Annotated in this window: 19 protein-coding genes; 15 read left to right on the forward strand and 4 right to left on the reverse strand. The window is 72.0% G+C overall.

Annotated elements, in window-relative coordinates:
* Window positions 1-187: 187 nt before the first annotated feature.
* From ACWDD7_RS04255 to ACWDD7_RS04285, 7 genes are all read left to right on the forward strand, one after another.
* Window positions 188-1192, forward strand: coding sequence for a sugar ABC transporter substrate-binding protein (locus ACWDD7_RS04255; protein WP_450456255.1), 1005 nt, complete (start codon window positions 188-190; stop codon window positions 1190-1192).
* On the forward strand, window positions 1189-2274 hold the full coding sequence (locus tag ACWDD7_RS04260) for an ABC transporter permease (protein ID WP_450456257.1): 1086 nt from the start codon (window positions 1189-1191) through the stop codon (window positions 2272-2274). The genes ACWDD7_RS04255 and ACWDD7_RS04260 overlap by 4 nt, the downstream gene beginning before the upstream one ends.
* Window positions 2275-2279: 5 nt before the next feature.
* On the forward strand, window positions 2280-3080 hold the full coding sequence (locus tag ACWDD7_RS04265) for an ATP-binding cassette domain-containing protein (protein ID WP_450456354.1): 801 nt from the start codon (window positions 2280-2282) through the stop codon (window positions 3078-3080).
* A 107-nt stretch (window positions 3081-3187) separates the two neighbouring features.
* Window positions 3188-4333, forward strand: a complete 1146-nt coding sequence (locus ACWDD7_RS04270) for an ROK family glucokinase (protein ID WP_351874311.1) — start codon at window positions 3188-3190, stop codon at window positions 4331-4333.
* Complete coding sequence (locus ACWDD7_RS04275; protein WP_450456259.1) at window positions 4330-4911, forward strand: sugar kinase; 582 nt, start codon at window positions 4330-4332, stop codon at window positions 4909-4911. Before ACWDD7_RS04270 ends, ACWDD7_RS04275 begins: the two co-directional genes overlap by 4 nt.
* Before the next feature lie 83 nt (window positions 4912-4994).
* Window positions 4995-7832: an SNF2-related protein gene (locus ACWDD7_RS04280; RefSeq protein ID WP_450456261.1), complete on the forward strand. Its 2838-nt coding sequence runs from the start codon at window positions 4995-4997 to the stop codon at window positions 7830-7832.
* Between the two features lie 677 nt (window positions 7833-8509).
* Window positions 8510-10447 carry an SWIM zinc finger family protein gene (locus tag ACWDD7_RS04285; protein WP_450456355.1) on the forward strand — a complete coding sequence of 646 codons (1938 nt, stop codon included), beginning with the start codon at window positions 8510-8512 and terminating at the stop codon, window positions 10445-10447.
* Window positions 10448-10539: 92 nt separating this feature from the next.
* Here the strand turns inward: ACWDD7_RS04285 and ACWDD7_RS04290 are convergent, their stop codons facing one another.
* Window positions 10540-11046 carry a transglycosylase SLT domain-containing protein gene (locus ACWDD7_RS04290; RefSeq protein WP_351869442.1) on the reverse strand — a complete coding sequence of 169 codons (507 nt, stop codon included), beginning with the start codon at window positions 11044-11046 and terminating at the stop codon, window positions 10540-10542.
* Window positions 11047-11620: 574 nt separating this feature from the next.
* Here ACWDD7_RS04290 and ACWDD7_RS04295 point away from each other — a divergent pair.
* The gene (locus tag ACWDD7_RS04295) at window positions 11621-12550 is read left to right on the forward strand and encodes a ketopantoate reductase family protein (protein WP_450456264.1); all 930 of its coding nucleotides are present in this window, start codon (window positions 11621-11623) and stop codon (window positions 12548-12550) included.
* A gap of 25 nt (window positions 12551-12575) precedes the next feature.
* Here ACWDD7_RS04295 and ACWDD7_RS04300 read toward each other — a convergent pair whose 3' ends face one another.
* The 3 genes from ACWDD7_RS04300 to ACWDD7_RS04310 all read right to left on the reverse strand — a co-directional run bounded on the left by ACWDD7_RS04300 (window position 12576) and on the right by ACWDD7_RS04310 (window position 15842).
* Window positions 12576-13475 (reverse strand): LysR family transcriptional regulator, encoded by a 900-nt coding sequence (locus ACWDD7_RS04300; RefSeq protein WP_351869437.1) that lies wholly within the window; start codon window positions 13473-13475, stop codon window positions 12576-12578.
* 118 nt (window positions 13476-13593) lie between these two features.
* Window positions 13594-14850 (reverse strand): glutamate synthase-related protein, encoded by a 1257-nt coding sequence (locus ACWDD7_RS04305; protein ID WP_450456266.1) that lies wholly within the window; start codon window positions 14848-14850, stop codon window positions 13594-13596.
* Window positions 14847-15842, reverse strand: coding sequence for an asparagine synthetase A (locus ACWDD7_RS04310; RefSeq protein WP_392213796.1), 996 nt, complete (start codon window positions 15840-15842; stop codon window positions 14847-14849). Before ACWDD7_RS04310 ends, ACWDD7_RS04305 begins: the two co-directional genes overlap by 4 nt.
* A 453-nt stretch (window positions 15843-16295) precedes the next feature.
* Here ACWDD7_RS04310 and ACWDD7_RS04315 point away from each other — a divergent pair, with 453 nt between their 5' ends.
* The 7 genes from ACWDD7_RS04315 to ACWDD7_RS04345 are packed head-to-tail and all read left to right on the forward strand — an operon-like array spanning window position 16296 to window position 24342.
* Window positions 16296-17363: an LLM class flavin-dependent oxidoreductase gene (locus tag ACWDD7_RS04315; RefSeq protein ID WP_351869428.1), complete on the forward strand. Its 1068-nt coding sequence runs from the start codon at window positions 16296-16298 to the stop codon at window positions 17361-17363.
* Window positions 17360-18601, forward strand: coding sequence for an MFS transporter (locus ACWDD7_RS04320; protein ID WP_450456269.1), 1242 nt, complete (start codon window positions 17360-17362; stop codon window positions 18599-18601). Before ACWDD7_RS04315 ends, ACWDD7_RS04320 begins: the two co-directional genes overlap by 4 nt.
* Complete coding sequence (locus ACWDD7_RS04325; RefSeq protein ID WP_450456270.1) at window positions 18598-19086, forward strand: cobalamin B12-binding domain-containing protein; 489 nt, start codon at window positions 18598-18600, stop codon at window positions 19084-19086. The genes ACWDD7_RS04320 and ACWDD7_RS04325 overlap by 4 nt, the downstream gene beginning before the upstream one ends.
* On the forward strand, window positions 19087-20325 hold the full coding sequence (locus tag ACWDD7_RS04330; protein ID WP_450456272.1) for an ATP-grasp domain-containing protein: 1239 nt from the start codon (window positions 19087-19089) through the stop codon (window positions 20323-20325).
* Complete coding sequence (locus tag ACWDD7_RS04335; RefSeq protein ID WP_450456274.1) at window positions 20322-21827, forward strand: PqqD family protein; 1506 nt, start codon at window positions 20322-20324, stop codon at window positions 21825-21827. Before ACWDD7_RS04330 ends, ACWDD7_RS04335 begins: the two co-directional genes overlap by 4 nt.
* Window positions 21824-23089, forward strand: a complete 1266-nt coding sequence (locus ACWDD7_RS04340; RefSeq protein ID WP_450456276.1) for a methylaspartate mutase — start codon at window positions 21824-21826, stop codon at window positions 23087-23089. Before ACWDD7_RS04335 ends, ACWDD7_RS04340 begins: the two co-directional genes overlap by 4 nt.
* Complete coding sequence (locus tag ACWDD7_RS04345) at window positions 23086-24342, forward strand: ATP-grasp domain-containing protein (RefSeq protein WP_450456278.1); 1257 nt, start codon at window positions 23086-23088, stop codon at window positions 24340-24342. Before ACWDD7_RS04340 ends, ACWDD7_RS04345 begins: the two co-directional genes overlap by 4 nt.
* Window positions 24343-24353 lie beyond the last annotated feature (11 nt).

Below are 24353 nucleotides of genomic sequence, written 5' to 3' on the forward strand. Positions count from 1 at the left end.
CCGGACAAGGTGACCGGGATCTCCGCCCCGGCCGTCCCCCCGCCGCCACCGGTGACCGATACTGAAGTGTTTGGGGCTGGTGAGGTCGCCGCCGGGACACACCGACGGTGAGGTCGCCCGCCCCTCACGCACGTCGGAGCAAGGACAGCTGAGAGTCAGCTGGAGACAGCGAGAAGGGCACGGCCTCGTGGCACGGTTTCGGACCTGGGCAGTCATGGCGCTCGCGGGGGCACTCTCGGTGTGCCTCGCGGGGTGCAGCAGCACCGGCGGGAAGCGGGCCGAGGACGCCCGCAAGGCCGCCGTCGCCCAGGGCAGGGCCGCGGTGAACACCCCCCGCTGGACCTTCGCGATGATCACGCACTCGGGAGACGGCGACACCTTCTGGGACATCGTGCAGAGCGGCGCCAAGCAGGCAGCCGTCAAGGACAACATCAACTTCCTGTACTCGCACGACGACGACGCCCAGCAGCAGGCGCAGCTGGTGGACGCGGCGGTCGACAAGAAGGTCGACGGCATCATCGTCACCCTGGCCAAGCCGGACGCCATGAAGGCCGCCGTCCGGCGCGCCGAGAAGGCCGGCATCCCGGTGATCACGGTGAACTCCGGCTCGGAGGAGTCCAAGGCCTTCGGCGCGCTCACCCACATCGGCCAGGACGAGACCATCGCCGGCGAGGCCGTCGGCGACGAGCTGAACAAGCGGGGCAGGAAGAAGGCCCTGTGCGTGCTGCACGAGCAGGGCAACGTCGGCCACGAGCAGCGCTGCGACGGCGTCGCCAAGACCTTCCGCGGCACCCTGCAGAAGCTCTACGTCAACGGCACCAACATGCCTGACGTGCAGTCCGCGATCGAGGCCAAGCTCCAGGCCGACAAGTCCGTGGACAGCGTCGTCACCCTCGGCGCGCCCTACGCCGACACCGCCGTGAAGGCGAAGGACGACGCGGGCAGCAGGGCCGAGGTGGACACCTTCGACCTCAACGCGCAGGTCGCGGCCTCGCTGCGGAACGGCACCCTCGGCTTCGCGGTGGACCAGCAGCCGTACCTCCAGGGCTACGAGGCGGTCGACCTGCTGTGGGCCTACCGGTACAACGGGGACGTCCTCGGCGGCGGCAAGCCGGTGCTGACCGGCCCGCAGATCATCACCAAGGACCAGGCGGCCACGCTGGCGGCGTACACCGAGCGGGGCACCCGATGAGCGCGACCGCCGAACGCGGGACCGGCGAACAGCCCACCGGTGGGCAGGCCCCCGACGGACGGGCCGCCGACGAAAGGCTCCTGCGGACCTCTGCGCTGAAGAAGCTCCTCGCCCGCCCGGAACTGGGCTCGGTCGTCGGCGCCCTCGCCGTCTTCGTCTTCTTCGCCGTCGTCGCCGACGGCTTCCTGCGCGCCTCCAGCCTCAGCACGGTCCTGTACGCCTCCTCGACCATCGGGATCATGGCCGTACCGGTCGCCCTGCTGATGATCGGCGGCGAGTTCGACCTGTCGGCCGGCGTCCTCGTGACGTCCTCGGCGCTGATCTCCTCGATGTTCAGCTACCAGATGACGGCGAACACCTGGGTCGGTGTCGGGGTGTCCCTCCTGGTCACCCTCGCCATCGGCGCCTTCAACGGCTTCATGCTCACCCGCACGAGGCTGCCCAGCTTCATCATCACCCTGGGCACCTTCCTGATGCTGTGCGGCATGAACCTCGGCTTCACCAAGCTGATCGACGGCACGGTCTCCACCAAGACCATCGCGGACATGGAGGGCTTCTCCAGCGCCCGCGCCGTGTTCGCGTCCACCGTGACCATCGGCGGCGTCGACTTCAAGATCACCATCCTGTGGTGGCTCGCCCTGGTCGCCCTCGGCTCCTGGGTCCTGCTGCGCACCCGCGCCGGCAACTGGATCTTCGCGGTCGGCGGCAACGAGGACGCGGCCCGCGCGGTCGGCGTGCCGGTGGCCAAGACCAAGATCGCCCTCTACATGGGCGTCGCGTTCGGCGCCTGGATCTCCGGCCAGCACCTGCTCTTCTCCTTCGACGCGGTCCAGTCCGGCGAGGGCGTCGGCAACGAGCTGATCTACATCATCGCGGCCGTCATCGGCGGCTGCCTGATCACCGGCGGCTACGGCAGCGCGGTCGGCTCCGCCGTCGGCGCCCTGATCTTCGGCATGACCAGCAAGGGCATCGTGTTCGCCGAGTGGAACCCGGACTGGTTCAAGTTCTTCCTCGGAGCGATGCTGCTCCTCGCGACCCTGCTCAACGCCTGGGTCCGCAAGCGCGCGGAGGCGACCACGTGACCGACATGACCGACGACACGACGCGGACGACGCCGCCCGCCCTGGTCGAGCTCAGCGGCGTCGGCAAGCGCTACGGCAACGTCCGCGCCCTCGACGGCGTCTCCCTGGAGGTGCACGCGGGCGAGATCACCTGCGTCCTCGGCGACAACGGCGCGGGCAAGTCCACCCTGATCAAGATGATCGCCGGACTGCACCAGCACGACGGCGGCACGCTGCGCATCGAGGGCGAGGAGACCCGACTCGCCTCGCCGCGCGACGCCCTGGACCGGGGCATCGCCACCGTCTACCAGGACCTGGCCGTCGTGCCCCTGATGCCGGTCTGGCGGAACTTCTTCCTCGGGTCCGAGCCCCGCAGGGGCACCGGCCCCTTCAAGCGCCTCGACATCGCCCTGATGCGCCGCACCACCCGCGAGGCGCTGCTGCGCATGGGCATCGACCTCCGGGACGTCGACCAGCCCATCGGCACCCTCTCCGGCGGCGAGCGCCAGTGCGTGGCCATCGCCCGCGCCGTCCACTTCGGCGCCAAGGTCCTCGTCCTGGACGAGCCGACCGCGGCCCTCGGCGTCAAGCAGTCCGGCGTGGTCCTCAAGTACGTCGCCGCGGCCCGCGACGAGGGCCTGGGCGTGGTCCTGATCACCCACAACCCGCACCACGCGTACCTCGTGGGGGACCGGTTCGTGCTGCTGCGCCGTGGCACGATGGTGGGCAATCACACACGGGACGAGATCACCCTGGACGAGCTGACCCGGCAGATGGCCGGCGGCTCCGACCTGGACGTCCTGCGCCACGAACTCCGGCGCGACTGAGGGCCCCGAGGGGCGCCGCGGTCAACCGGAAGCACTCCGGGATCGCCCGCCCCTCACCCCCGGGCCATGCGGCACCCTTACCGTCGTTGAGGCACAATCGACCAACGATGAGCACCTATCGCGACCTCACGGCCCCCATCGGCTCCCGCCGGGCCCCCGTCCTGCGCACGGTCGGCACCCGGGAGCGTCGGTCCCATCTGACGGCCCCCCGTGTCCCCACCGTCGGCATCGACATCGGCGGCACGAAGGTGATGGCGGGCGTCGTGGACGCCGACGGCAACATCCTGGAGAAGCTCCGCACGGAGACCCCGGACAAGTCCAAGAGCCCCAAGGTCGTCGAGGACACCATCGTCGAACTGGTGCTGGACCTCTCCGACCGGCACGACGTGCACGCGGTCGGCATCGGCGCCGCGGGCTGGGTCGACGCCGACCGCAACCGCGTCCTGTTCGCCCCCCACCTGTCCTGGCGCAACGAACCCCTGCGCGACCGGCTCAGCGGCCGCCTCTCGGTGCCCGTCCTCGTGGACAACGACGCCAACACCGCCGCCTGGGCCGAGTGGCGCTTCGGCGCGGGGCGCGGCGAGGACCACCTGGTGATGATCACGCTGGGCACCGGCATCGGCGGCGCGATCCTGGAGGACGGCCAGGTCAAGCGCGGCAAGTTCGGCGTCGCCGGGGAGTTCGGCCATATGCAGGTCGTGCCGGGCGGCCACCGCTGCCCGTGCGGCAACCGCGGCTGCTGGGAGCAGTACAGCTCCGGCAACGCCCTGGTCCGCGAGGCGCGCGAGCTGGCCGTGGCCGACTCGCCGGTCGCCTACGGGATCATCGAGCACGTCAAGGGCAACGTCGGCGACATCACCGGGCCGATGATCACCGAGCTGGCCCGCGAGGGCGACGCGATGTGCGTGGAGCTGCTCCAGGACATCGGCCAGTGGCTCGGCGTCGGCATCGCCAACCTGGCCGCCGCCCTCGACCCCTCCTGCTTCGTCATCGGCGGCGGCGTCTCGGCCGCCGACGATCTGCTCATCGGCCCCGCCAGGGACGCCTTCAAGCGCCATCTCACCGGCCGCGGCTACCGCCCCGAGGCCCGTATCACCCGCGCCCAGCTCGGCCCCGAGGCCGGCATGGTGGGCGCCGCCGACCTGGCCCGCCTGGTCGCCCGCCGGTTCCGGCGCGCCAAGCGCCGCCGGGTGGAGCGGTACGAGCGCTACGAGCGGTACGCCCAGGCCCGCCGCGAACGGGACACCGCATGACCACCTCCCTGCCCCGCCAGGCCGCCCCGCCGGACCCGGCCCGCCGGCCCGCCGAGGACCCGAGCCACAAGGCCAGGCGCCGGGGGCTCACCCTGCTGATCATCGTGCTGCTCATCGGCGTACCGGCCGGTTACCTGGTGATCTCGGCCAACCAGAGCCGCAACAGCGGCAAGGACAAGGAGGCGAGGTACTCCGCGACCGGCCTCACCCCGGGCTGGCCGTCGAAGGTGCAGCGCCGCCTCTACCAGGTGAACGTGCCCCGCCCGGCCGACCGCATCGCCTCGTACGAGACCAACAACTGGAAGACCAGCCGCCTGTACGTGCAGTTCCGGACCAACCCGGCCGGCCTCGACACCTTCCTGCAGTCCATGGGCACCCGCCGCGACGAGCTGAAGAAGGGCGACATCGCCGTCGGCTCCCGCGACCGCGAGGTCAGCGGCTGGGCCTTCGGCGGCTCCGGTTCCTGGTACGGCCTCACCCACACGCAGAAGAACCCGGCACCCACCCAGGACGTGGTCGTGAACCTGGCCGACCCGGCTTTCCCGACGGTGTACGTGGTGTCGCGGACGGTACCGTAGCGGCCGTCGGGGCCGGTTGTCAGACCCCGCCCGTAGAGTCGGAGACGACTGATCCGATGTGCGGGCGGGAGGTGGCAGAACGTATGAGTGGTGTGGCGGTGACGGCCGGGCGGACGGCGGTCGACGGGGACGCGGTGCCGGTGCGCCTCGCCGCCGTCTACCTGCCCGCGCCGCTCCCGCGCCAAGGGCGTGTCGCCTTCTGGGACCCCGCCGGTGAGCCCCTGCCCGCCGAGGCCGGTGATCCCGAGGAGATCACGGTCGTACGACGGCACGGTGCCGGAGTGCGCCGTCGGCAGGTGCCCGCGCTGGGCCTGCCGCTCGCGCACGCCCTGCCCCTGCTGGTCCGCGCCCGCCGGCACCCGGCCGCGCATCCGGCCACGGCCTGCTGGGGCGCCGCCGCGCTGCACGCGCTGCGCCTCGTCGCGCGGGGGCGGCTGCTGCCCGGCCTCACCCCGAGCGGCCATGACGCCTGGCGGGCCGGTCCGCTGGAGCCCGACGACATCGCCCACCTGCGCGCGATCGCCGCCGCCCTGCCCCCGGAGGGCCACGCCGTGCCGCTGCCGGACCCCGGGCCGTTGCGGCTGCCCGAGCCGGAGGCGCTGGTCCGCTCCTTCCTGGACGCGGTCGCCGACACCCTGCCCCGCACCCCCGCGGCCCCCCACGCCTGCGGCCGCCCCTTCGCCGCACGCGCGCCCCAGGCCCTGCCGGGGGCGCGCGAATGGGCCGCCGAGGTCGCCGCCGGGATGGACGCGGGCGTACGCGTCTCGCTGCGCCTGGACCTGTCCGCGTACGACGCCTTCGACGCCGGCGCGAGCGCGGGCGTCCGCGCCGCCGGAGCGGCGATCGTGCAGGTCCACAGCCTCGCCGACCCCACCCTCGTGGCCGACGCGGCCGCCCTGTGGGCCGGTGAGGCGGACACCGCCTTCGGCCCCCGCGCCCGCGTGGACGCGGCCCTCGCCGTGCGCCGCGCCGGGCGCGTATGGCCGCCCCTGGACCGGCTCGCCGAACAGGACGTGCCCGACGTCCTCGCCCTGTCCGAGGAGGAACTGGGCGACCTGCTCGGTGTCGCGGCCACCAGGCTGGCCGCCGCCGGGGTCGCCGTGCACTGGCCCCGGGACCTCGCCCGTGACCTCACCGCCACCGCGGAGGTCCGGCCCGCGCCCGGCGCCGCGACCGACGGCACCGGCTTCTTCGAGAGCGAGGACCTGCTGCGCTTCTGCTGGCAGCTCGCCCTCGGCGGGGACCCGCTGGACGAGGCGGAGATGGACGCCCTCGCCGAGGCCCACCGCCCCGTCGTACGCCTGAGGGACCGCTGGGTCCTGGTCGACCCCGCCCTCGTCCGCAAGGCCCGCAAGCGGGAACTGGGCCTGCTCGACCCGGTCGACGCGCTGTCCGTGGCGCTCACCGGCACCGCCGAGATCGACGGCGAGACGGTCGAGGCGGTGCCCGTCGGCGCCCTCGCCACCCTGCGCGACCGGCTCACCGCGGGCCTGCGCCCCGCCGAGGCGCCCGCCGGGCTCGCCGCCACCCTGCGCGACTACCAGCTGCGCGGCCTCGCCTGGCTCGACCTGATGACCTCCCTCGGCCTCGGCGGCTGCCTCGCCGACGACATGGGCCTCGGCAAGACCGTCACCCTCATCGCCCTGCACCTGAAACGAGGGCGCGGCGAACCCACCCTCGTCGTCTGCCCCGCCTCCCTGCTGGGCAACTGGCAGCGGGAGATCACCCGGTTCGCGCCCGGCGTCCCCGTCCGCCGCTTCCACGGCACGGAGCGCACCCTGGCCGGCCTCGACGGCGGCTTCGTCCTCACCACGTACGGCACCATGCGCTCCGCCGCCGCCCAACTCGCCGAGCAGGACTGGGGGATGGTCGTCGCGGACGAGGCGCAGCATGTGAAGAACCCCTACTCGGCCACCGCCAAGGCGCTGCGCACCATCCCGGCCCCCGCGCGCGTGGCGCTCACCGGCACCCCGGTGGAGAACAACCTCTCCGAGCTGTGGGCCCTGCTCGACTGGACCACCCCCGGACTCCTCGGCCCGCTGAAGTCCTTCCGCGCCCGGCACGCCCGCGCGGTGGAGAACGGCGAGGACCAGGAGGCCGTGGACCGGCTCGCCCGCCTCGTCCGGCCTTTTCTGCTGCGGCGCAAGAAGTCCGACCCCGGCATCGTGCCCGAGCTGCCGCCGAAGACCGAGACCGACCACCCGGTGCCGCTCACCCGCGAACAGGCCGCGTTGTACGAGGCGGTGGTACGCGAGTCGATGCTGGCCATCGAGACCGCCGAGGGCATCGCCCGCAGGGGACTGGTCCTGAAGCTGCTCGGCGCGCTGAAGCAGATCTGCGACCACCCCGCGCTCTACCTGAAGGAGGACGGCCCCACCGACCGTCTGGTCCACCGCTCGGGCAAACTCGCCCTGCTGGACGAGCTGTTGGACACGGTCCTCGCCGAGGACGGCTCGGTGCTCGTCTTCACCCAGTACGTCGGCATGGCCCGCCTCATCACCGCGCATCTGTCCGCCCGCGCGATCCCCGTGGAGCTGCTGCACGGCGGTACCCCGGTGCCGGAGCGCGAGCGCATGGTCGACCGGTTCCAGGACGGCGGGACGCCGGTCCTCGTCCTGTCCCTGAAGGCCGCGGGCACCGGCCTCAACCTCACCCGCGCCGGGCATGTCGTGCACTTCGACCGCTGGTGGAACCCGGCCGTCGAGGAACAGGCCACCGACCGCGCCTACCGCATCGGCCAGACCCAGCCCGTCCAGGTCCACCGGCTGGTCACCGAGGGCACGGTCGAGGACCGGATCGCCGAGATGCTCGCCGCCAAGCGCGCGCTGGCCGACGCCGTCCTCGGCTCCGGCGAGGCCGCCCTCACCGAACTCACCGACCGCGAACTGACCGACCTCGTCTCCCTGCGGAGCACGCCATGACCCCCGCCGACCCCGCCCGCCCGGCCGATCTGGCCCGCCAGGCCCTGCGCGCGGCACGGCGACGGGCACAGCCCCTGCCGGGGGTGGAGCCGAGGCCGGAGTCGGAGCGGGCGACGGCGGAGGGCGTGGTCGGCGGGGCCGAGGAGATCCAGGGGGCGGATGCGGGGGTCCGCGGGGAGCGGGTGGCAGCGGAACGGGCCTGTCCGACGGCGGAGCCGGGAGCGCGGACCGAGGACGGCGCGGCAGGAGCCGGGTCGGCTGAAGGCGGGCTGACCGGAGCCGGGTGGGCTGGAGGCGCGTCGGCCGGAGACCGGCCGGGCCGCCGGTCCGCGGAGGCCGGGGCGGTCGTCGAGGGCGGCGCGGTCGGCCTCCGTGCGCGGGCGGACCGCGATGGCGGGGCGGGCCGGGCGGGTGAGCCGGGGCCCGATGGTGCCGCGAGGCCCGGTGGTACCGCGAGGCCCGGTGGTACCGCGAGGCCCGGTGGTACCGCGAGGCCCGATGACGGTGAGCGGGTTGATGACGCCGAGGAACTCGACGGCACCAGGGGGCCCGGTGGTGCCGAGGGCCCCGCTGGCGCCGGGGGCCGGGCAGGCGCCGAACGGCTCGATCGCGCCGAGGGCGTCGAAGGCCGTACCGCCGCGCCTGCGCCGAGGCCCGGGGATGCCGCGAGGGCGGCTCTGCGGGCGGCTGTCGCCGGCGGTCACCGCGTCGAGCGCTCCGGACACCGGGAGGAAGGACACGCGCCGGAGGCCGATCCCCGCCCAGGCCGCGCCGCCGATCCCGATGGTGATCCGAACCCGGGCCGTGACCTCGACCCCGGCCGTGCCTCCCACTCTCGCCCTACCCCTACCCCTACCCCTACCCCTACCCCTACCCCTGCCCCTGCCCCTGCCCCTGCCTCTGCCTCTGCCTCTGCCTCTGCCCCTGTCTCTGTCTCTGTTTCTGTCCCTGTCCCTGCCCCCGACTCCGGCCCGCCTTCCGACCCCGGTCCCGCCCCCGGTCCCCGCCCCGGCGACATCGCGCGGGAGGCGCTGCGGGCCGCGCGGCGGGAGGCGTTGCGGGGGGAGGCGGAGGCCGAGCGCGGTGGGCGGCGTGACCCCGACCGTTCGTCGGGGGCCGGCACCGAGGCCCGGACCGGAGGTGCGCCCTCCTCCGCGCGTCCCTCCGGCCCCGCCGCCGACGCCTCCCGCGCCGCGCGGCTCAAGGCTGCCGGTGAGATGCGGCAGTTCCTCAGGACCGCCTTTCGGATGCCGCCGGAGACCGATGCCGCGCCGGAGCCGGACGAGCCCGCCGAGGCGGCCGCCCTCCCCGGGGCCGAGCCCGCCGTCCCGCACGCGCCGCCGACCATGGCCACGCCTCACCGGGACGGTGAACTCAGGCGCACGTTCCCGGCGTTCGCGCCCCGCGGTGCCCGCACCGAGGACGGTCCGTTCGCCGGGACCTGGTGGGGCAACGCCTGGGTGCAGGCGCTGGAGCGGGGCGCGCTGGACGCCAGGCGGGTGGCGCGCGGGCGGGGCTACGCCGACCAGGGGCATGTGGACGCGATCACCGTGACCCCCGGGCTGGTCCTCGCCTACGTGCGGGGGAGCAGGCCCCGCCCCTACCGGGTCCAGGTGCGGGTGCGGGCACTGGAGGACGCGGAGTGGGAGCGGTTCCTGGAGGCGGCCGTCGACCGGCCGGGCCATATCGCCGCGCTGCTCGACAAGGAGCTGCCCCAGTCCCTCGCCGACTGCGGGGTCCCCCTGCTGCCCGGCCCCGGCGACCTCGCTCCGCGCTGCAGCTGCCCCGACTCCGGCCACCCCTGCAAGCACGCGGCCGCCCTGTGTTACCAGACGGCGCGGCTGCTCGACGCCGACCCCTTCGTCCTGCTGCTCCTGCGCGGCCGGGGCGAGAAGGAACTGCTCGACGAGCTCTCCCGGCGCAGCGCCGCCCGCGCGGCCCGCGACGGACGTGAACGGCGGCCCTCGTCACTGCCCGGCATACGCGCCACCGAGGCCCTGGCCCCGCGCCGACTTCCGCCCCCGCCCCCGCCGTTGCCGGTCCCGGCGCATCCCGAGCAGCCCCCGGCGTATCCCGCCGCGCCCGGCGGCCCGGACCCGTTCGCGCTGGACCAGTTGGCGACCGACGCCGCGGCCCGCGCGCACGCGCTGCTCGGCACCGGGCGCGACCCGGTCGGCGAACTGTCCCTGTGGCAGGACGCGGTACGGCTCGCCGCGGGCCGCCCCGGTGCCGGCCTGACCGCGACCACCCGCGCGCTCTACGCGACGCTCGCCCAGGCCACCGACCGCACCCCGGGCGACCTCGCGCGGGCCGTCGCCGCCTGGCGGCAGGGCGGGGTGGAGGGGCTGGCCGTCCTGGAGGAACCGTGGGACCCGCCCGCCGGCCGCTTCGACCGGGCCAGGCCGCTGCTGCTCGCCGCCGACCTGCCCGCGTTCCGGCCCTGGCGCAACCGGCTCACCCATCCGCTCGGCCATGTCCAGCTCCGCCTGGGCCGCGACGGCCTCTGGTACGTCTACGAGTCCGAGCCCGGCGCGGACGACTGGTGGCCCCGGGGCACCCCCGACCTGGACCCGGTCGGCGCGCTCACCGGACTCGGCACCCCGGGCGGCACCTGACCGACGCCCCACGGACGCGCGGAAGTTGAAAAGGCCGGTGCCGGCAGCGTGGAAGCTGCCGGCACCGGCCTTCGGCGCGGGGACCGCGTCGATCAGTACGCGGAGTTCACGTTGTCGATCGAACCGTAGCGGTGGGCGGCGTAGTTGGCGGCCGCGGTGATGTTCGCCACCGGGTCGGTGATGTTCTGGGCGGTGCCGGCCACGTGGTAGGCGTTGAACGTGGGGGAGATCACCTGGAGCAGGCCCTTGGACGGGACGCCGTTCTTGGCGTTGATGTCCCAGTTGTTCTGAGCGTTGGGGTTACCGCCGGACTCACGCATGATGTTGCGCTTCAGACCGTCGTAGCTGCCGGGGATGCCCTTGGCCTTCATGATGGCCAGCGACTGCTTGATCCAGCCGTCCAGGTTGTTGCCGGAGCCGGTCTTGGCGGCGCTGGTGTTCGAGGCCTTGACCACAGAGGCGTGCACCTGCGGCATCTCGGCGGCCTGCGCGTTGGCCGGCATCAGGGTCAGGGCCGCGGCCGCGGCCCCGGTGGTGGCGAGACCGGTGACGGCGAGGGTGCGCAGGCGGGCGATGCGGGTGCGGGTGGCCATGGTCATGCGATAGGACTCTTCCTCTGGGGGACAAGGTCGTGCCGGCCGCGAGGTTCGCGGTGGCGGTGGGGCGGTGTGCCCCGTGCTGCGGGTGGGACCGGGCGGTTGGTTCCGGCGGAGATCCGCTCGGTCCGGCCCGTTGCTTCCCGGCAACGACAGCAATGTTTAGCCAGGCCCGAAGCGCCTGGCAAGGATGTGACGTACTACCGGACTTCGGAGCAATGCCCGATATGAGCCGATATGGAGATGTCTGGGCAGCTCAGGGTGTTCTGCTCCTACGACCCGCCCTAGGACGTGATCTGGCTCCTATGGGTGGCGTCACAGGAGGAGGCCCCGAAACGGCCCGGAACGGGCCGGATCCGGGGGCGGGGAAAGCGTCGGAAGGGGAGGTCTGGAGGGTCGCTTTCGCGGACCGGCCGTAAGGGGACGGTGACGTCCTGTGCGAGGAACCAAGGCTTCGCTTCGGCCTCCCCAGAGATCGCTGGGGTTGACTGGGCCCCCGGCGCGAACTGATGATCTTGCCGGACACCATGACGATCCCCTTGTCGCTGTCGCGACCCAAGGAGAGGGCACCCCTTCTATGGACACCGCGCCGGACACCGCACCCGTATCGCCCTGGACCATTGCCGTGCTCGGGCCCGGAGGCGTTGGCGGCCTTCTCGCGGCCCTGCTCTCCCGTGCCGGACACCGCGTGATCTGCCTGGCGGGCGAGGACACCGCACGGACCCTGTCCCGGGACGGCATCCGGGTCTCCAGCGGCAGGCACGGCGACTTCACCGCCCGGGTGGAGGCCGACACCGAACTGCGCGAGCCGGTGGACCTGTGCCTGGTCACGGTCAAGCACACCGCGCTCGACGCGGCCCTCGACCGGGTGCCGCCCCGGTTCACCCGGGGATTCGTGCTGCCGCTGCTCAACGGCGTCGAGCACGTCGCCGCGCTGCGGGCGCGCTACGGCACGGAGCAGGTCGTACCGGCCGTGATCCGGGTGGAGTCCACCCGCACGTCCGCGGGCGTCATCGAGCACGGCAGCCCCTTCACCGAGATCGACGTGGCGGGCGCGGACACGGACCGGCTCGCGCCGCTGGCCGCCGTGCTCGACGCCGCCGGGGTGAAGACCCGTACCGTCGCGGACGAGAACGCCGCGCTCTGGGCGAAGCTGGCCTTCCTGGCACCGTTCGCCCTGCTCACGACGCGTTACAGGCGGTCGATCGGCGGCATCCGGGAGGAGTACCCGAAGGAGCTGGCGGCGCTGGTGGAGGAGACCACCGCGGTGAGCCGGGCCTGCGGGGGACCGGGCGACGCCGCCCAGATCCTCGCGCGCTACGACGCCTTCCCGGCGCAGAGCAAGTCCTCGATGCTGCGGGACGCGGAGGCCGGCCGGCCGCTGGAACTGGACGCGATCGGCGGCGCCGTACTGCGGGCGGCCGGGCGGCACGGCATCGATGTGCCGCTCGCCACCCGACTGGTCGCGGAACTGGGGGACGGGACGACGGCGGCCTCCTCCGGCTGACCGCCGCCGCTCGGGGCGGCGGCGCTCAGGACACTTCCCGCCGCTCGGCGGCGCCGCCCCGCGCGTCGAGGTGGGCGATCACGGTGTCGGCGAAGGCGTTCGCCGCCGGGGACAGCGCCGACCACTGACGGGCCGCCCAGCCGACCTTGAGCGGCACCAGTCCGCGCACCGGGACCAGACACAGCGGGTCCGGGTGCGAGGTCACCCCTGGGACGGCGGGCACGAGCGCGTGGCCCAGGCCCAGTTCGGCCAGCAGCAGGGCCGTGTCCCAGTCGGTGGCGCCGGTGGGGCCGTGCCCCAGCCGCTCGTCCACCTGCCGGCCGGAGCTGGTGCCGGCCGGCGGCCGGATCAGCTGGGTGCGGGAGAGGTCCGCGAGGGACAGGACGGGTTCCGCGGCGAGGGGGTCGTCGCGGTGCACGGCGAGCACCCAGTCCAGGTCGATCACCGGCCGCTGCTCCAGGCCGTGGACGTCCGGCGTGACGGTGACCCAGGCCAGCTCCACGAGGCCCTTGCGCAGCGCGTCCAGACAGCGCTCACTGGAGCGTTCGGTGTGGAACTCCAGACGGACGTCGGGAAAGGCGTGCCGGAACTCCTTGACCGAGGCACCCATGAAATGGCGGATCGTGGTGCTGCCCGTGGCGATCGCCACACTCCCGTGCCGGCCCGTGCGCAGCTCGTCCAGCAGCCGCAGGGCGTCGTTCAGCGCGGTGAGCCCGTCCTGCACGGCCCGGTGCAGGATCAGCCCCGCCCGCGTCGGCACCACACCCCGGGGCCGGCGCTCGACCAGCGGAAGGCCGGTCTCCTTCTCCAGCCGTCTGATGTGCTGGCTCACGGCGGACTGGGTGCACTTCATCTCGCGGGCCACCGTGCTGAGGTTGTGCGCCTCGCACACGGCCGCGAACACCTTCAGGTCTTCCAGGGTCACCACGGAATCTTAGGGATGAAACCAAAGGGATCGCTTGGGCTTTCGTCTTCGTGAGGAGCCGCCCGGTCCGGGGATACGATCGCCCGGCGCGGGCGGCGCCTTCACGTCCCGGGCCCCGTCAGCGAAGCCCCGGCCGCTCCTCGGACCAGAGGTCCTCCCGGCTCAGCTCCGAGACCTCGTACTTGCCGAGCGAGCTGAGCAGCATCCGCAGCTCCAGCGCCAGGCACTCGACCAGGTTCACCAGACCGTTCTCGGCGTCCTCGTCCACCGCCGCGAGCGCGGCGCGGCCCAGCCCGACGGCCCGTGCGCCGAGCGCGAGGCACTTGGTCGCGCGCGCCCCCTCCCAGATCCGTCCGGTCACGAGCAGACAGTGGTCCTGGGGGTCGACCCGGTCCAGGCATTCCGCGAGCGGCAGGCCGACATGGCCGAGGAACGCCTCGGGCGCCCAGCCGGTGCCGCCCTCGGCGCCGTCCACGCCGACCGCGTCCGCCCCGGCCGCCCAGGCGACCGCCGCCGCCTCGCCGACATCGCGGGCCGGCGGCAGCTTCACCCACACCCGGCAGCGCGGGTAGTTGTTGCGCATCAGCCGGATCTGGTGCCGCAGGATCTCGTCGGTGAAGGTGCCCGGACTGCTGCACCGCAGCACCGCGTCGCTGTCCGCGCCGAACACGTCCATGAGGTCGTACTGCGCGGACAGCGCCGTGGCCTTCTCCCGCGGTACGAGCGTCATGCCGCCCATGCCCGGCTTGGCGCCCTGACCCACCTTCAACTCGAAGGCGAGGCGCCCCGATTCGAGCAGGGGCTGCACCGCGGGATCGCTGTAGACGAGGTTCCACACCTCGGCGTCGGCGTCCTCGGTGCTCTGCTGGACGACGACACCGCCCTGTCCGTCCGGGACGGCGGCGGCGTACTCCGTGATCCTTTGCAGCAGCGAGCTGGGAGCCGTCTGCGCCATGCGGCCGTAGCCGGCGACGGGGACGATGTTCTCGCCAATGATCATCGGAATGCCCAGCCGGCCCGCCTGCCGTGCCACGGCCTGCCCGAGGTCGCCGCTGGCGACCCGGGTCGAGCCGAACGCGGAGACGTAGACCGGCAGGGGAGAGCTGAACCCCCCGATGGTGGTGGCGAGTTCGGCGTCCCCCACCACGGGCTCGCGACCCAGGTCGATCAGCCGTTCGAGACGTCGGGGCACGAAGACCGGGGGCACCAGCCGGGTCCGGTCGATCGCGTCCCGGGGCGCGCCGGGGTCCGGGGCCTGCTGCCCGAACATGGTCGTGCCGTAGCCGGCGGCGTCGGGGAACGCCATCGCGGTGCCGCGCCGGGCGCGCTCCGCCACCTGCGACCGCGGGAATCCGGGGGCGTGGAGATCGGTCATGGCCGCGGGTCCCCCGGGAGCTTCGGGTAGCCGGACGCCTGCCAGGCCGCGTCCAGCCCGCACAGGAACCGCGTGAAGCGCTCCACGCCCAGACCGAAACCGGCGCTGGACGGAAGGCCCTCGCGGGCGAGCGTCAGGTACCAGTCATACTTGGCGGGGTTCTCACCGGTTTCCCGGATGCGCATGACGAGATTGCGATAGTCGGACTCGCGTTCGCTTCCGCTCATCATCTCGCCGAAACCGCCCGGGAAGATGAGATCGAAGTTGCGCAGCACCCCCGGCTCCGTCGGGCTCTCCTTGTCGTAGAAGCCGCGGGAACCCTTGGGGTAGTCGGTGATGAAGAAGGGGTGGGCGGCGGCCCGGGAGATGATCTCCTCGCCCTCCCAGTCGACCTCCGCGCCGGCCTCCTGCGCGTGCCCGCGCTCCCGCAGGTCCGCGACGACCTCGGCGTGGCCGCGGCGGCCGTAGGGACCGGCGAGTATCTGCTTGAAGTCCTCCAGGTCACGGCCGAGCACGGCCAGTTCGGACTGCGCGTGCACGAGGACGTACTCCACCACGTACTTGGTCAACCGCTCGGCGATGTCCAGGGCGTCCTCGCGGGAGCCGTCGCCGATCTCGACATCGAGCTGGTGGAACTCCACCAGGTGACGGTGGGTGACCGCGGTCTCCAGCGGTTCGAGCCGCACGTTCGGAGCCACGTGGAAGATCTTGTCGAAGCTGAGCAACGAGGCCTGCTTGTACAGGATCCCGCTGGTCATCAGCTTGTAGCGGTGTCCGTAGTAGTCGATGTCGACCTGCTTGGCGCCGCGCGCGCCGGGGTCGGTCACCGGTCCGATGGTGGGCGGCAGCAGCTCCTGGAAGCCCTCGCCGACCAGGAACTCCCTGGCTCCGGTGAGAAACTTGCTTTGTACGGCCAGCGTGGCGCGGGTCCTGTCCGACGTCAGGTGGGCGCGTGGGGTGGGTAGTTGGACCCGACCCGTCTCCTGGGACAACCTCGTAACCTTTCATGTCCGTCGGTCGTGTCGGCCGTCGATCCGGGGCGAATCATTCCGCTCACCTCAGGCTCGACCGACGTTTGGAAATCATTTGCCTTTGCTCTGACCTATTTCGTAAGCGAACGCAAGCCAGCCGCAACCTTTGCGTGTGAGATGAAGCACAGTCCGACACGTTGCCGCCGTCTCCAGAGTGAATGGCGGCGGTTTACTCTCGACGCAAGCAGCGCCGTGATCTTGACGTAACGTCAGGAGACGTGTCAAGGTCGGACACAAGTCTGAGGACACCGAGAAGGTGTCCGTAATCTCCATCCATGTGGAGGTATGGCTGTGCGAGAAGTGCCTTCTTTGTAATCCTGCACCGTGTCTTGATCCGAGTTCCACAGTTCGTCATTTATTCGTTGTTCGGCTGTCGACTGTCACGCTCGACCGAGTTTTTCCAGGTGGGTAGGTATGGACGATCTGAAGTTGCACTGGTGTTCACCTCTGGACAGTGGCCAGCAGAAGGCCACGGACAAGTATCAGGCGGGCGAGCTCGACTTTGCCGGGATAGTTGATTTCGCTCGTGAGGCAGATGAACTCGGGGTTGATTCCCTACTCATGGGAATCAGTTACCACATGCCCGATCCCCTTCCGATGATCGGTGCTCTCGTCCGGGAAACCGAACGCGTCAAGTTCATCCTCGCCTACCGCCCCGGGCTGCTTTCGCCGACGCTGTTCACCCAGATCGTGAACACCGTCTCCTGGATGTCCGACGGGCGTATCGCGCTGAATCTGGTGGCCGGCATCTCGCCCGCCGAGCAGGCGTTTTACGGAGATTTCCTCGCGCATGACCAGCGGTACGCCAGATCCGAGGAGTTCCTCGACGTCTGCCACCGCTTCTGGCGCGGTGAGACGCCCCTGACCTACAAGGGCGAGCACTACACGATCGAGGAGGCGCAGCTCGGCCTCGGGTACAAGGGCGGCGGCCGCCCGCACATCTACATCAGCGGTGCCTCCGCCGTGGCGCAGAAGACCGCGATCACGTACGCGGACTGCTGGCTGCGCTATGGCGACACCCCCGAGGGCATCGCGGCCGTCACCGAGCCGCTGCTGTCCCAGGGCTGCAAGGTCGGCATCCGCATGCACGTCCTCGCCCGCGAGACGCGCGCCGAGGCGCTCGCCGCGGTCGACGAGATGATGCGCGACCCCGACGAGCAACACCGCGCCTGGGTCACCGACTTCGTCGGCAAGTCCGACTCGGAGGCCGTCAAGACCTCGTTCCGGCTCGCCGACTCGGCCTCCGACGACTGGCTGTCGCCGATGCTGTGGTCCGGCGCCGTCGCCTACCGGGGCGGCCCCGCGCTGTGCGTGGTCGGCAGCTACGCGGAGGTCGCCGAGTACCTGTACGCCTACAAGGCCGCGGGCGTCAGCGAGTTCATCTTCTCGGGCTGGCCGACGCGCGACGAGATGCGGATCTTCTACACGCACGTCGCCCCGCTGATCCGCGAGCACGAGCGAAACGCGGCGGCGGGTTCGTGACCTCTCAACCCCGCTTCGGCCGCGGCCTGTTCGGCGCGGGCGTGCTGCTCGGCCTGATGGCCGAGCAGGTCGTGATGTTCGCGGTGCCGCTGCTCCTCTTCCAGGACACCAAGCAGGTCTCCACGCTCGGCTTCGCGTTCGCGCTGGAGTGGCTGCCGGGCCTGATCGCCTACCCCTTCGCCGGCCTCGTCGCCGACCGGGACGGCGGCGCCCGGCTGTTCTCCCTCGTCACCGGCTCCCGCGCGGTCGTGCTCGCCGTGGTCGTGGCGGTCTGCCTGACCCGGCCGGGCTGGACCACCCCCGCCCTGATGACCAGCGGCGCGATCCTCTCGGTGCTGGTCGCGCCGACCCGCATGTCCGTCGAGAAGATGGTGCCCCAGCTGGCCGCGGGCGAGGCCCTGGCGCGCACCCAGGCGCTCGTGCAGAACATGGAACTGCTCGCGATGGCCCTCGGGCCCGCGCTCGCGACGCTCGCCGCGGCGCTGATCGGCAAGGTGTGGCTGCTCGTCGTCGCCGCCTCGGTGTTCGCCCTCGCCGCCGCCTGCTGGCTGCCGCTGCCGCGCGGCGAGCGGCCGACCGCACCGGTGACCGCGCGGGCCACCGTGCGGGAACTGGGCCTGGGCTGGAAGCTGATGACCGGCAACCGCCCCGTGCTGCTGCTCGGCGTCCTCAACTTCGGCATCAACCTCGTGGTCGCCTCGGTGCTCAGCGCCAACGCGGCCCTGGTGACCGGCGTCTTCGCCGCGCCCGACTGGTCGTTCGCGCTGCTCAACACCTGCGTCGGCGTCGTCGGACTGGTCAACCTGCTGGTGATCCCGCTCCTCCTCAAGCGGTTCGAGGTCGGACTGCTCGGCGCGCTCGGCTTCACGGTGCTGTGCCTGGCGCTGCTGCTGATCGGCATCGCCGGCACGTTCCCGGTCTACGCCGTGCTGTTCATCGCGGTGCTCACGGGAACGGCGTACTACAACGTCTTCAACCGCACCCAGCGGGTGAAGGTGATCCCCAGGGAGCACCTCGGGAAGGTGATGGGGCCCTTCTACCTGCTCAACCTGCTGTCGTATCCCATCGCGGGCCTGCTGGTGGGCAGCGTCGGGGCCGCGTACGGTCCGCAGCGGCTGGTGGGCGTGCTCGCCGTCGTGCTCAGCGCCTTCGGAGCCGTCCTCCTGCCCCTGACCATGCGCAGTTTCCGCCGGACGCTCACGGACCGCGAACGAGTTCCCGTAGGAGTGCAGTCTTGAGTACGTCCTTCCGGTGCGTCGTGAGCACCGTCGAGTCGGATTCCCACATCTGGAACCTGGTCTATCTGCAGAAGCTCCTGGAGGAGCACGGCGGCCTGGTGCGCAACCTCGGCAGCTGCACCCCGGTGACCGAGGTGCTGCGCGGCATCGAGGAGCACCGGCCGGACCTGCTCGTGGTCTCCAGCGTCAACGGCCACGGCCACCACGGCGCCCGGGTCCTGCTCGGCGAGATCCAGCGCCGGGGCCTCGAACTGCCCTGTGTCGTGGGCGGAAAGCTCACCACCTCGGAGTCGGACAACGACCGGGTGCGCCGCGACCTGATCGCCCAGGGCTGGACCGACGTGTTCACCGGCGAGGACGCCGTCCCCCGCTTCCGGGACTTCCTCCAGTGCGGCGAGCGGGACGGCTTCGCCGCCTGGCAGCCGCAGTCCGCCCCCGTACCGCCGTGGGACCACCCGGAACTCTTGACCGCAGGAGCAGTCTGAATGCACATCGTCATCGTCAACCGCTGGCCGCGCTTCTCCGACGGAGTGCGCTGGGACAACGAGCTCACGCGCTACGAGGAGTTCATCGACCACGACGCCCACCAGGTCAGCTATGTGGTGGACCCGCTCGGCGCCGAGGGCGTGCTCGCCGATCCCGCGAAGATCGCCGCGCAGGTCCAGGTGGACGACGTCAACGACTTCGAGGCGCTGCGTGACGCCGTCGCCGAGATCACCGACCGGGTCGGCCCGGTGGACCAGCTCGTCGCGCTGTCCGAGTTCACCCTGGAGATCGCCGCCCGGGTCCGCCGGGACCTCGGCATCCCCGGTCCGACCCCGGACGAGGTCGCGGTCTACCGCGACAAGGTGCGGATGAAGGAGATCCTCGCCCTCAAGGGCGTCCGGGTCCCGCGCTTCGGCGGCTGCGAAACCCCCGAAGCCGCCGTGGAGTTCGCGCGCGCCACCGGCTACCCGGTGATCCTCAAGCCGGTCGACGGCGCTGCCAGCATCGGGGTGCACCGCGTCGAGGACGAGCAGGCGCTCCGGGAGCTGCTGCCCACCCTGGACCTGTCCCGGTACGAGATCGAGGAGTTCGTCACCGGGCGCATCTTCCACATCGACGGCTACGCGGACGACCACGCGGAGATCCCCTTCCAGGTCGTCTCCCGCTATGTGAACGACTGCCTGGCCTTCGGCCTCGGCGCACCGCTCGGCTCGGTCGTGGTCCAGCACAGCGAACTGCGCGAGCGCATCGAGGCGTTCAGCCGGGAGTGCGTCGCGGCCCTCGGCATCCGCACCACCCCCTTCCACCTGGAGGTCTTCGTCACACCGGCCGACGAGCTGGTGTTTCTGGAGATCGGCGGCCGGGTGGGCGGCAGCGAGGTGCCGCACCTGCTGAACAAGCTGTTCGGGGTCAACCTCTTCGAGGTGTGGCTGCGCGCCGTGGGCGGCGAGCCCACCGGGATCACCGCCAAGACCGGCGACCCGTCCGGCGGTTGGCTGTGCGTGCCGAAGCCGGCCGACCTGCCCGCGCGCGTGACCAAGGCCGTCTCCCTGCGCGCGAGCGTGCCCACGATCTGGCGGGAACTGCTGCCCCCGGTCGGCGAGGTGCTGCAGCCGGGCGGCTCCTACGACGCCCTGCACAGCGGCCGCTTCATCCTCCTGGACGACGACGAGTCCCAGGTGGAGGCCGACATCCACCGCATCATCGACACCTTCGAATTCGAGGCTACGAAGATATGAACCAGCACACGGGGGAGCCCGCGAACGAGCGGTACCCGACGTTGTACACCCGCCTGACCGGTTTCCTCAGCGACGGGGAGCTCGAAGGCGTCAAGGCGACCGGGGAACGGCTCGTCGAGGCCGCGGGCGGCGTCGACGCCCTGCCCGGCTACAAGGTCATGGTGGCCTACGGCGGCGGCAAGGACAGCACGTACGTCGTCGCCTTCGTGCGCGCGGTGCAGCTGCACCTCGCGCTGAACTTCGGCCGCACCTTCACCCTGCGCGTCGCCAACATGCGGCACGCGGGTGTGCCCCGGGCCGTCATGGAGAACATCGACCGCGTCTACCGGGCGCTCGGCCTCCTCGACGACGAGCGGGCGGAACTGCTGACCATCGACCACACGCTGGTGCGCCCCTTCCACGTCGACCTGCCGCTGCCCGAGCAGCTGGTCGCCATCAACCGCGTCGACGTCCTGATGAACGGCCACCGCGCCGCCGGTGACGGCCGGCCGACCTTCTGCAACAGCTGCAACCTGGCCGTCGCCGACTTCTACGGGCGCGCGGCCTGGTTCGACGGCGGCGTCGACGTGGTGATGACCGGCGACTCCCGGCGCGAGCAACTCCTCTACTCCGCCTGGATCATGCGGCTCGCCAAGGCGTCCGGCGTGGATGTCGAGGAGTGCCGCACGATGGGCTTCAGGGGCATCCTCCTGGCCCTGCGCGGCATCGGGGACACCTACTTCCGCGAGCTGTTCGGCGACGACAGCGAGCACGAACTCGCCGAGCGCGAGGTGTCGACGGGCGACCGCTCGATGCAGCCGCAGTTCATCTCGGTCTACGACCTGGTGAGTTACCGGGTGCACGACCACTGGGACCTCATCGTCGACTTCCTCGGGTTCCAGTTCGACGACCTCGCCTTCAGCTTCAGTGAGTCCGACTGCGCCAACCCCGGCCTGATGGCCCATCTACGCGCGCTGCGGAGCGAGTTCGTGCAGGGACGGTCGTACGACGAGGGCCTGGCCGAGTACCTGGAACTCGCCGAGGAGCTGATGCACAAGAAGGAGATGCCGCAGAACCTCATCGAACTCGCCCTGAGCCGCTACGACTCGCCGGACAAGCGGCTCCACCGGCGCAAGCTCGCCGACGAGTTCGCGCAGGAGGCGTTCGGGCTGTCCGAAGAGGCGCTCGTGGCCATGGTGTTCTCCCCGTTCACCGACCGCGGCGAGCGGCTGGCCGCCTTCCTCGAACGCTGCCACCCGGCACGGGCCGGCCAGGCGGACCGCATCCACGCGGCGCTCGCCGCCGAGGGCGACACGGACGGCGAGATCGCGGCCTGGCTGGAGGACGTCTCCGGCCTCGGCCTCGCCCACCTGCGCACGCTCTACACGAGCAGTCTGGTCGACTTCGGCACCCCGGGGACGATCATCTCCCGCGTCCGGGCCGGCGACCCGCACAAGTACCACGTGGCCACCATCGACCCGGCCAGCGGCGCCCCCGCCACCGAACTGATCTCAGGACGGTGACCGGCTACCTCGACCGGTTCGTGGCCGGCCGCCGGGCCGAGCACACCCTGGTCGTGCAGCCGCGCATGGGCTTCGGCAGGATCGACGCGATGGCGGCCGGGCTGCGCGAGGTGGCCGCCCTCGACTTCCCCGTGGTCGGCACCCTCACCCTCGACAGCTACACCCGGGTCGGCGACCACACCACCCCGCTGGAGCGGCTGGCCGCGGACGAGGAGCTGAACGGATATCCGCTCGTCTCCCACCCCGCGGCCGCCACCCGGCGCATGCTGGAGGGCCTGTACGGACCGTCGTTCCCCGTGCAGGTCCGGCACGGTACGGCGCTGCCGCTGGCCGTCTTCCGCAGACTGGTCGAAGTCGGTCTGGACGCGACGGAGGGCGGGCCGGTCTCCTACTGCCTGCCCTACAGCAGGCTCCCGCTCGCCGACGCGGTCCGCGCCTGGTCGGAGAGCTGCCTGCTGCTGGCGGGGGAGACCGAGCACGGTCACATCGAGAGCTTCGGCGGCTGTCTGCTCGGTCAGCTCTGCCCGCCGTCGCTGCTGGTGGCCGTCGCGGTGCTGGAGGGCTGCTTCTTCCAGGCCCACGGGCTGCGCCACATGTCCTTCAGCTACGCCCAGGGCACGCACCCTGCGCAGGACCGCGGGGCCGTACGGGCCCTGCGCACCCTCGCCACCGAACTGCTGGGGAACGTCTCGTGGCACGTGGTCCTGTACACGTACATGGGCCTGTTCCCGCGCACTCCGGCGGGCGCCGGCGCGCTCATCGAGGACAGTGCGCGCCTGGCCCGGGACGCGGGCTGCGAGCGGCTGATCGTCAAGACGGTCTCCGAGGCGTGGCAGATCCCGAGCGTGTCGGAGAACCTCTCCGCGCTGCGGCTCGCCGCGGCCGCCGCGCGCGGCCCGGTGAGCCCCGGAACGGCCGAGGAGGACGCGTACTTCGAGGAGACGCTCACCGAGGCGCGGGCCATCGTGGAGGCGGTGCTCGACCTCGACGCGGACATCGGCACCGCGCTGACCGAGGCGTTCCGGCGCGGCCTGCTCGACATCCCCTACTGCCTCCACCCCGACAACAGGTCGGCGGCGACCTGCGTCATCGACGGACGCGGCGCGCTGGCCTGGGGGTCCACCGGAAACCTGCCGTTCGGCACCCCCACGTCCCGTAAGGCCGACCGGCTCACCTCCGACGACCTCTACGGCATGCTCAACCACGTCGCGGAGCGCTACGACAGCGAATCGTCCGAGCCCAGATTGGTTCCCCACTCATGACTGTCCCGCAAGACCGCCCGGACCGTCCCGTCCTGGTCCTGGTGGACGCGTTCTCCACCGGGTCGATGCTGGCCCGGGAGGCGGCCGAGACCCACCGCGTCCTGCATGTGCGCTCCCGTGCCCTGGCGTCCGACACCTTCGGCGCGAGCCTGCCGAGCGCGCTCCTGGCCGAGGACCTCACCTATCCCGGTCACGAGGCCGAGGTACTGGCGCACGTGGCGGCGCGGCAGCCCGTGGGGGTCGTCGCGGCGAGCGAGTTCGGCGTCGAGGTGGCGGACGAACTGGCGCACCGGCTCGGCCTGCGCGGCAACGACCCGGCGCTGTCCGCTGCCCGCCGCGACAAGTCCCTGATGATGGAGGCCCTTTCCCGGGCGGGCGTGCCCACGGCACGGCAGTGCCGCTCCGGCGACGTCGCCGAACTGCTCGACTGGTGGCGCGGCCGCCCGGACATCGCGCGTGTCGTGGTCAAGCCGCTCGACAGCGCGGGCTCCGACGACGTCTACACCTGCGACACCGAGCAGGGGGTCGCGGATGCCTGCCGGGCCGTCCTCGGCAAGACCAACATCATGCTGCGGGTGAACGAGGAGGTGCTCGTCCAGGAGTACCTGGCCGGGGACGAGTACATCGTCAACACCGTGAGCCGGGACGGCGGTCACTGGTTCACCGACGCCTGGATCAGCCGCAAGCAGGTACGGGAGGGCGGCCGCAGGATCTACGAGGCGGAGGACCTGCTCACACCCGACGATCCCGTGCTCGACATCATCCTCCCTTACACAGCAAGGGCGTTGGACGCCCTCGGGATCACCGACGGCCCCGCGCACAGCGAGCTGATCCTCACCGCGCGCGGCCCGCTGCTCCTGGAGACCGGGGCGCGTATCTCCGGTCTGGCCAACCCCGCCGCGCTCGACCTGTGCACCGGCGCCAACCAGGTGAGCCTCACCCTCGACTGCCACGCGCGCGGCGGCGTGTCACTCGCCGCGCGCCCGGCCCGTTACCCGGTGCTCCGGCGGGCGCGCTGCGTCAATCTCATGGCCCGTCGTGCCGTACCGCTGCCGATGGAGGCCATCAGGACCGCGCTGGAGCGGATCCCCGCCTTCGAGAGCGTCCGGTTCCGGATCGCCGACGGCGCGCCCACCCGGCCGACCGTGGACCTCAACTCCTCTCCCGGCGCCGTGTTCCTGGTGCATCCCGACCCCACCGAGATCGACTACGCACACAAGGTGATCCGCGAGCTTGAGCACGAACTGCTCTGAATCCGAAAGCA

It is taken from the genome of Streptomyces sp. NPDC001056 (assembly GCF_053598955.1).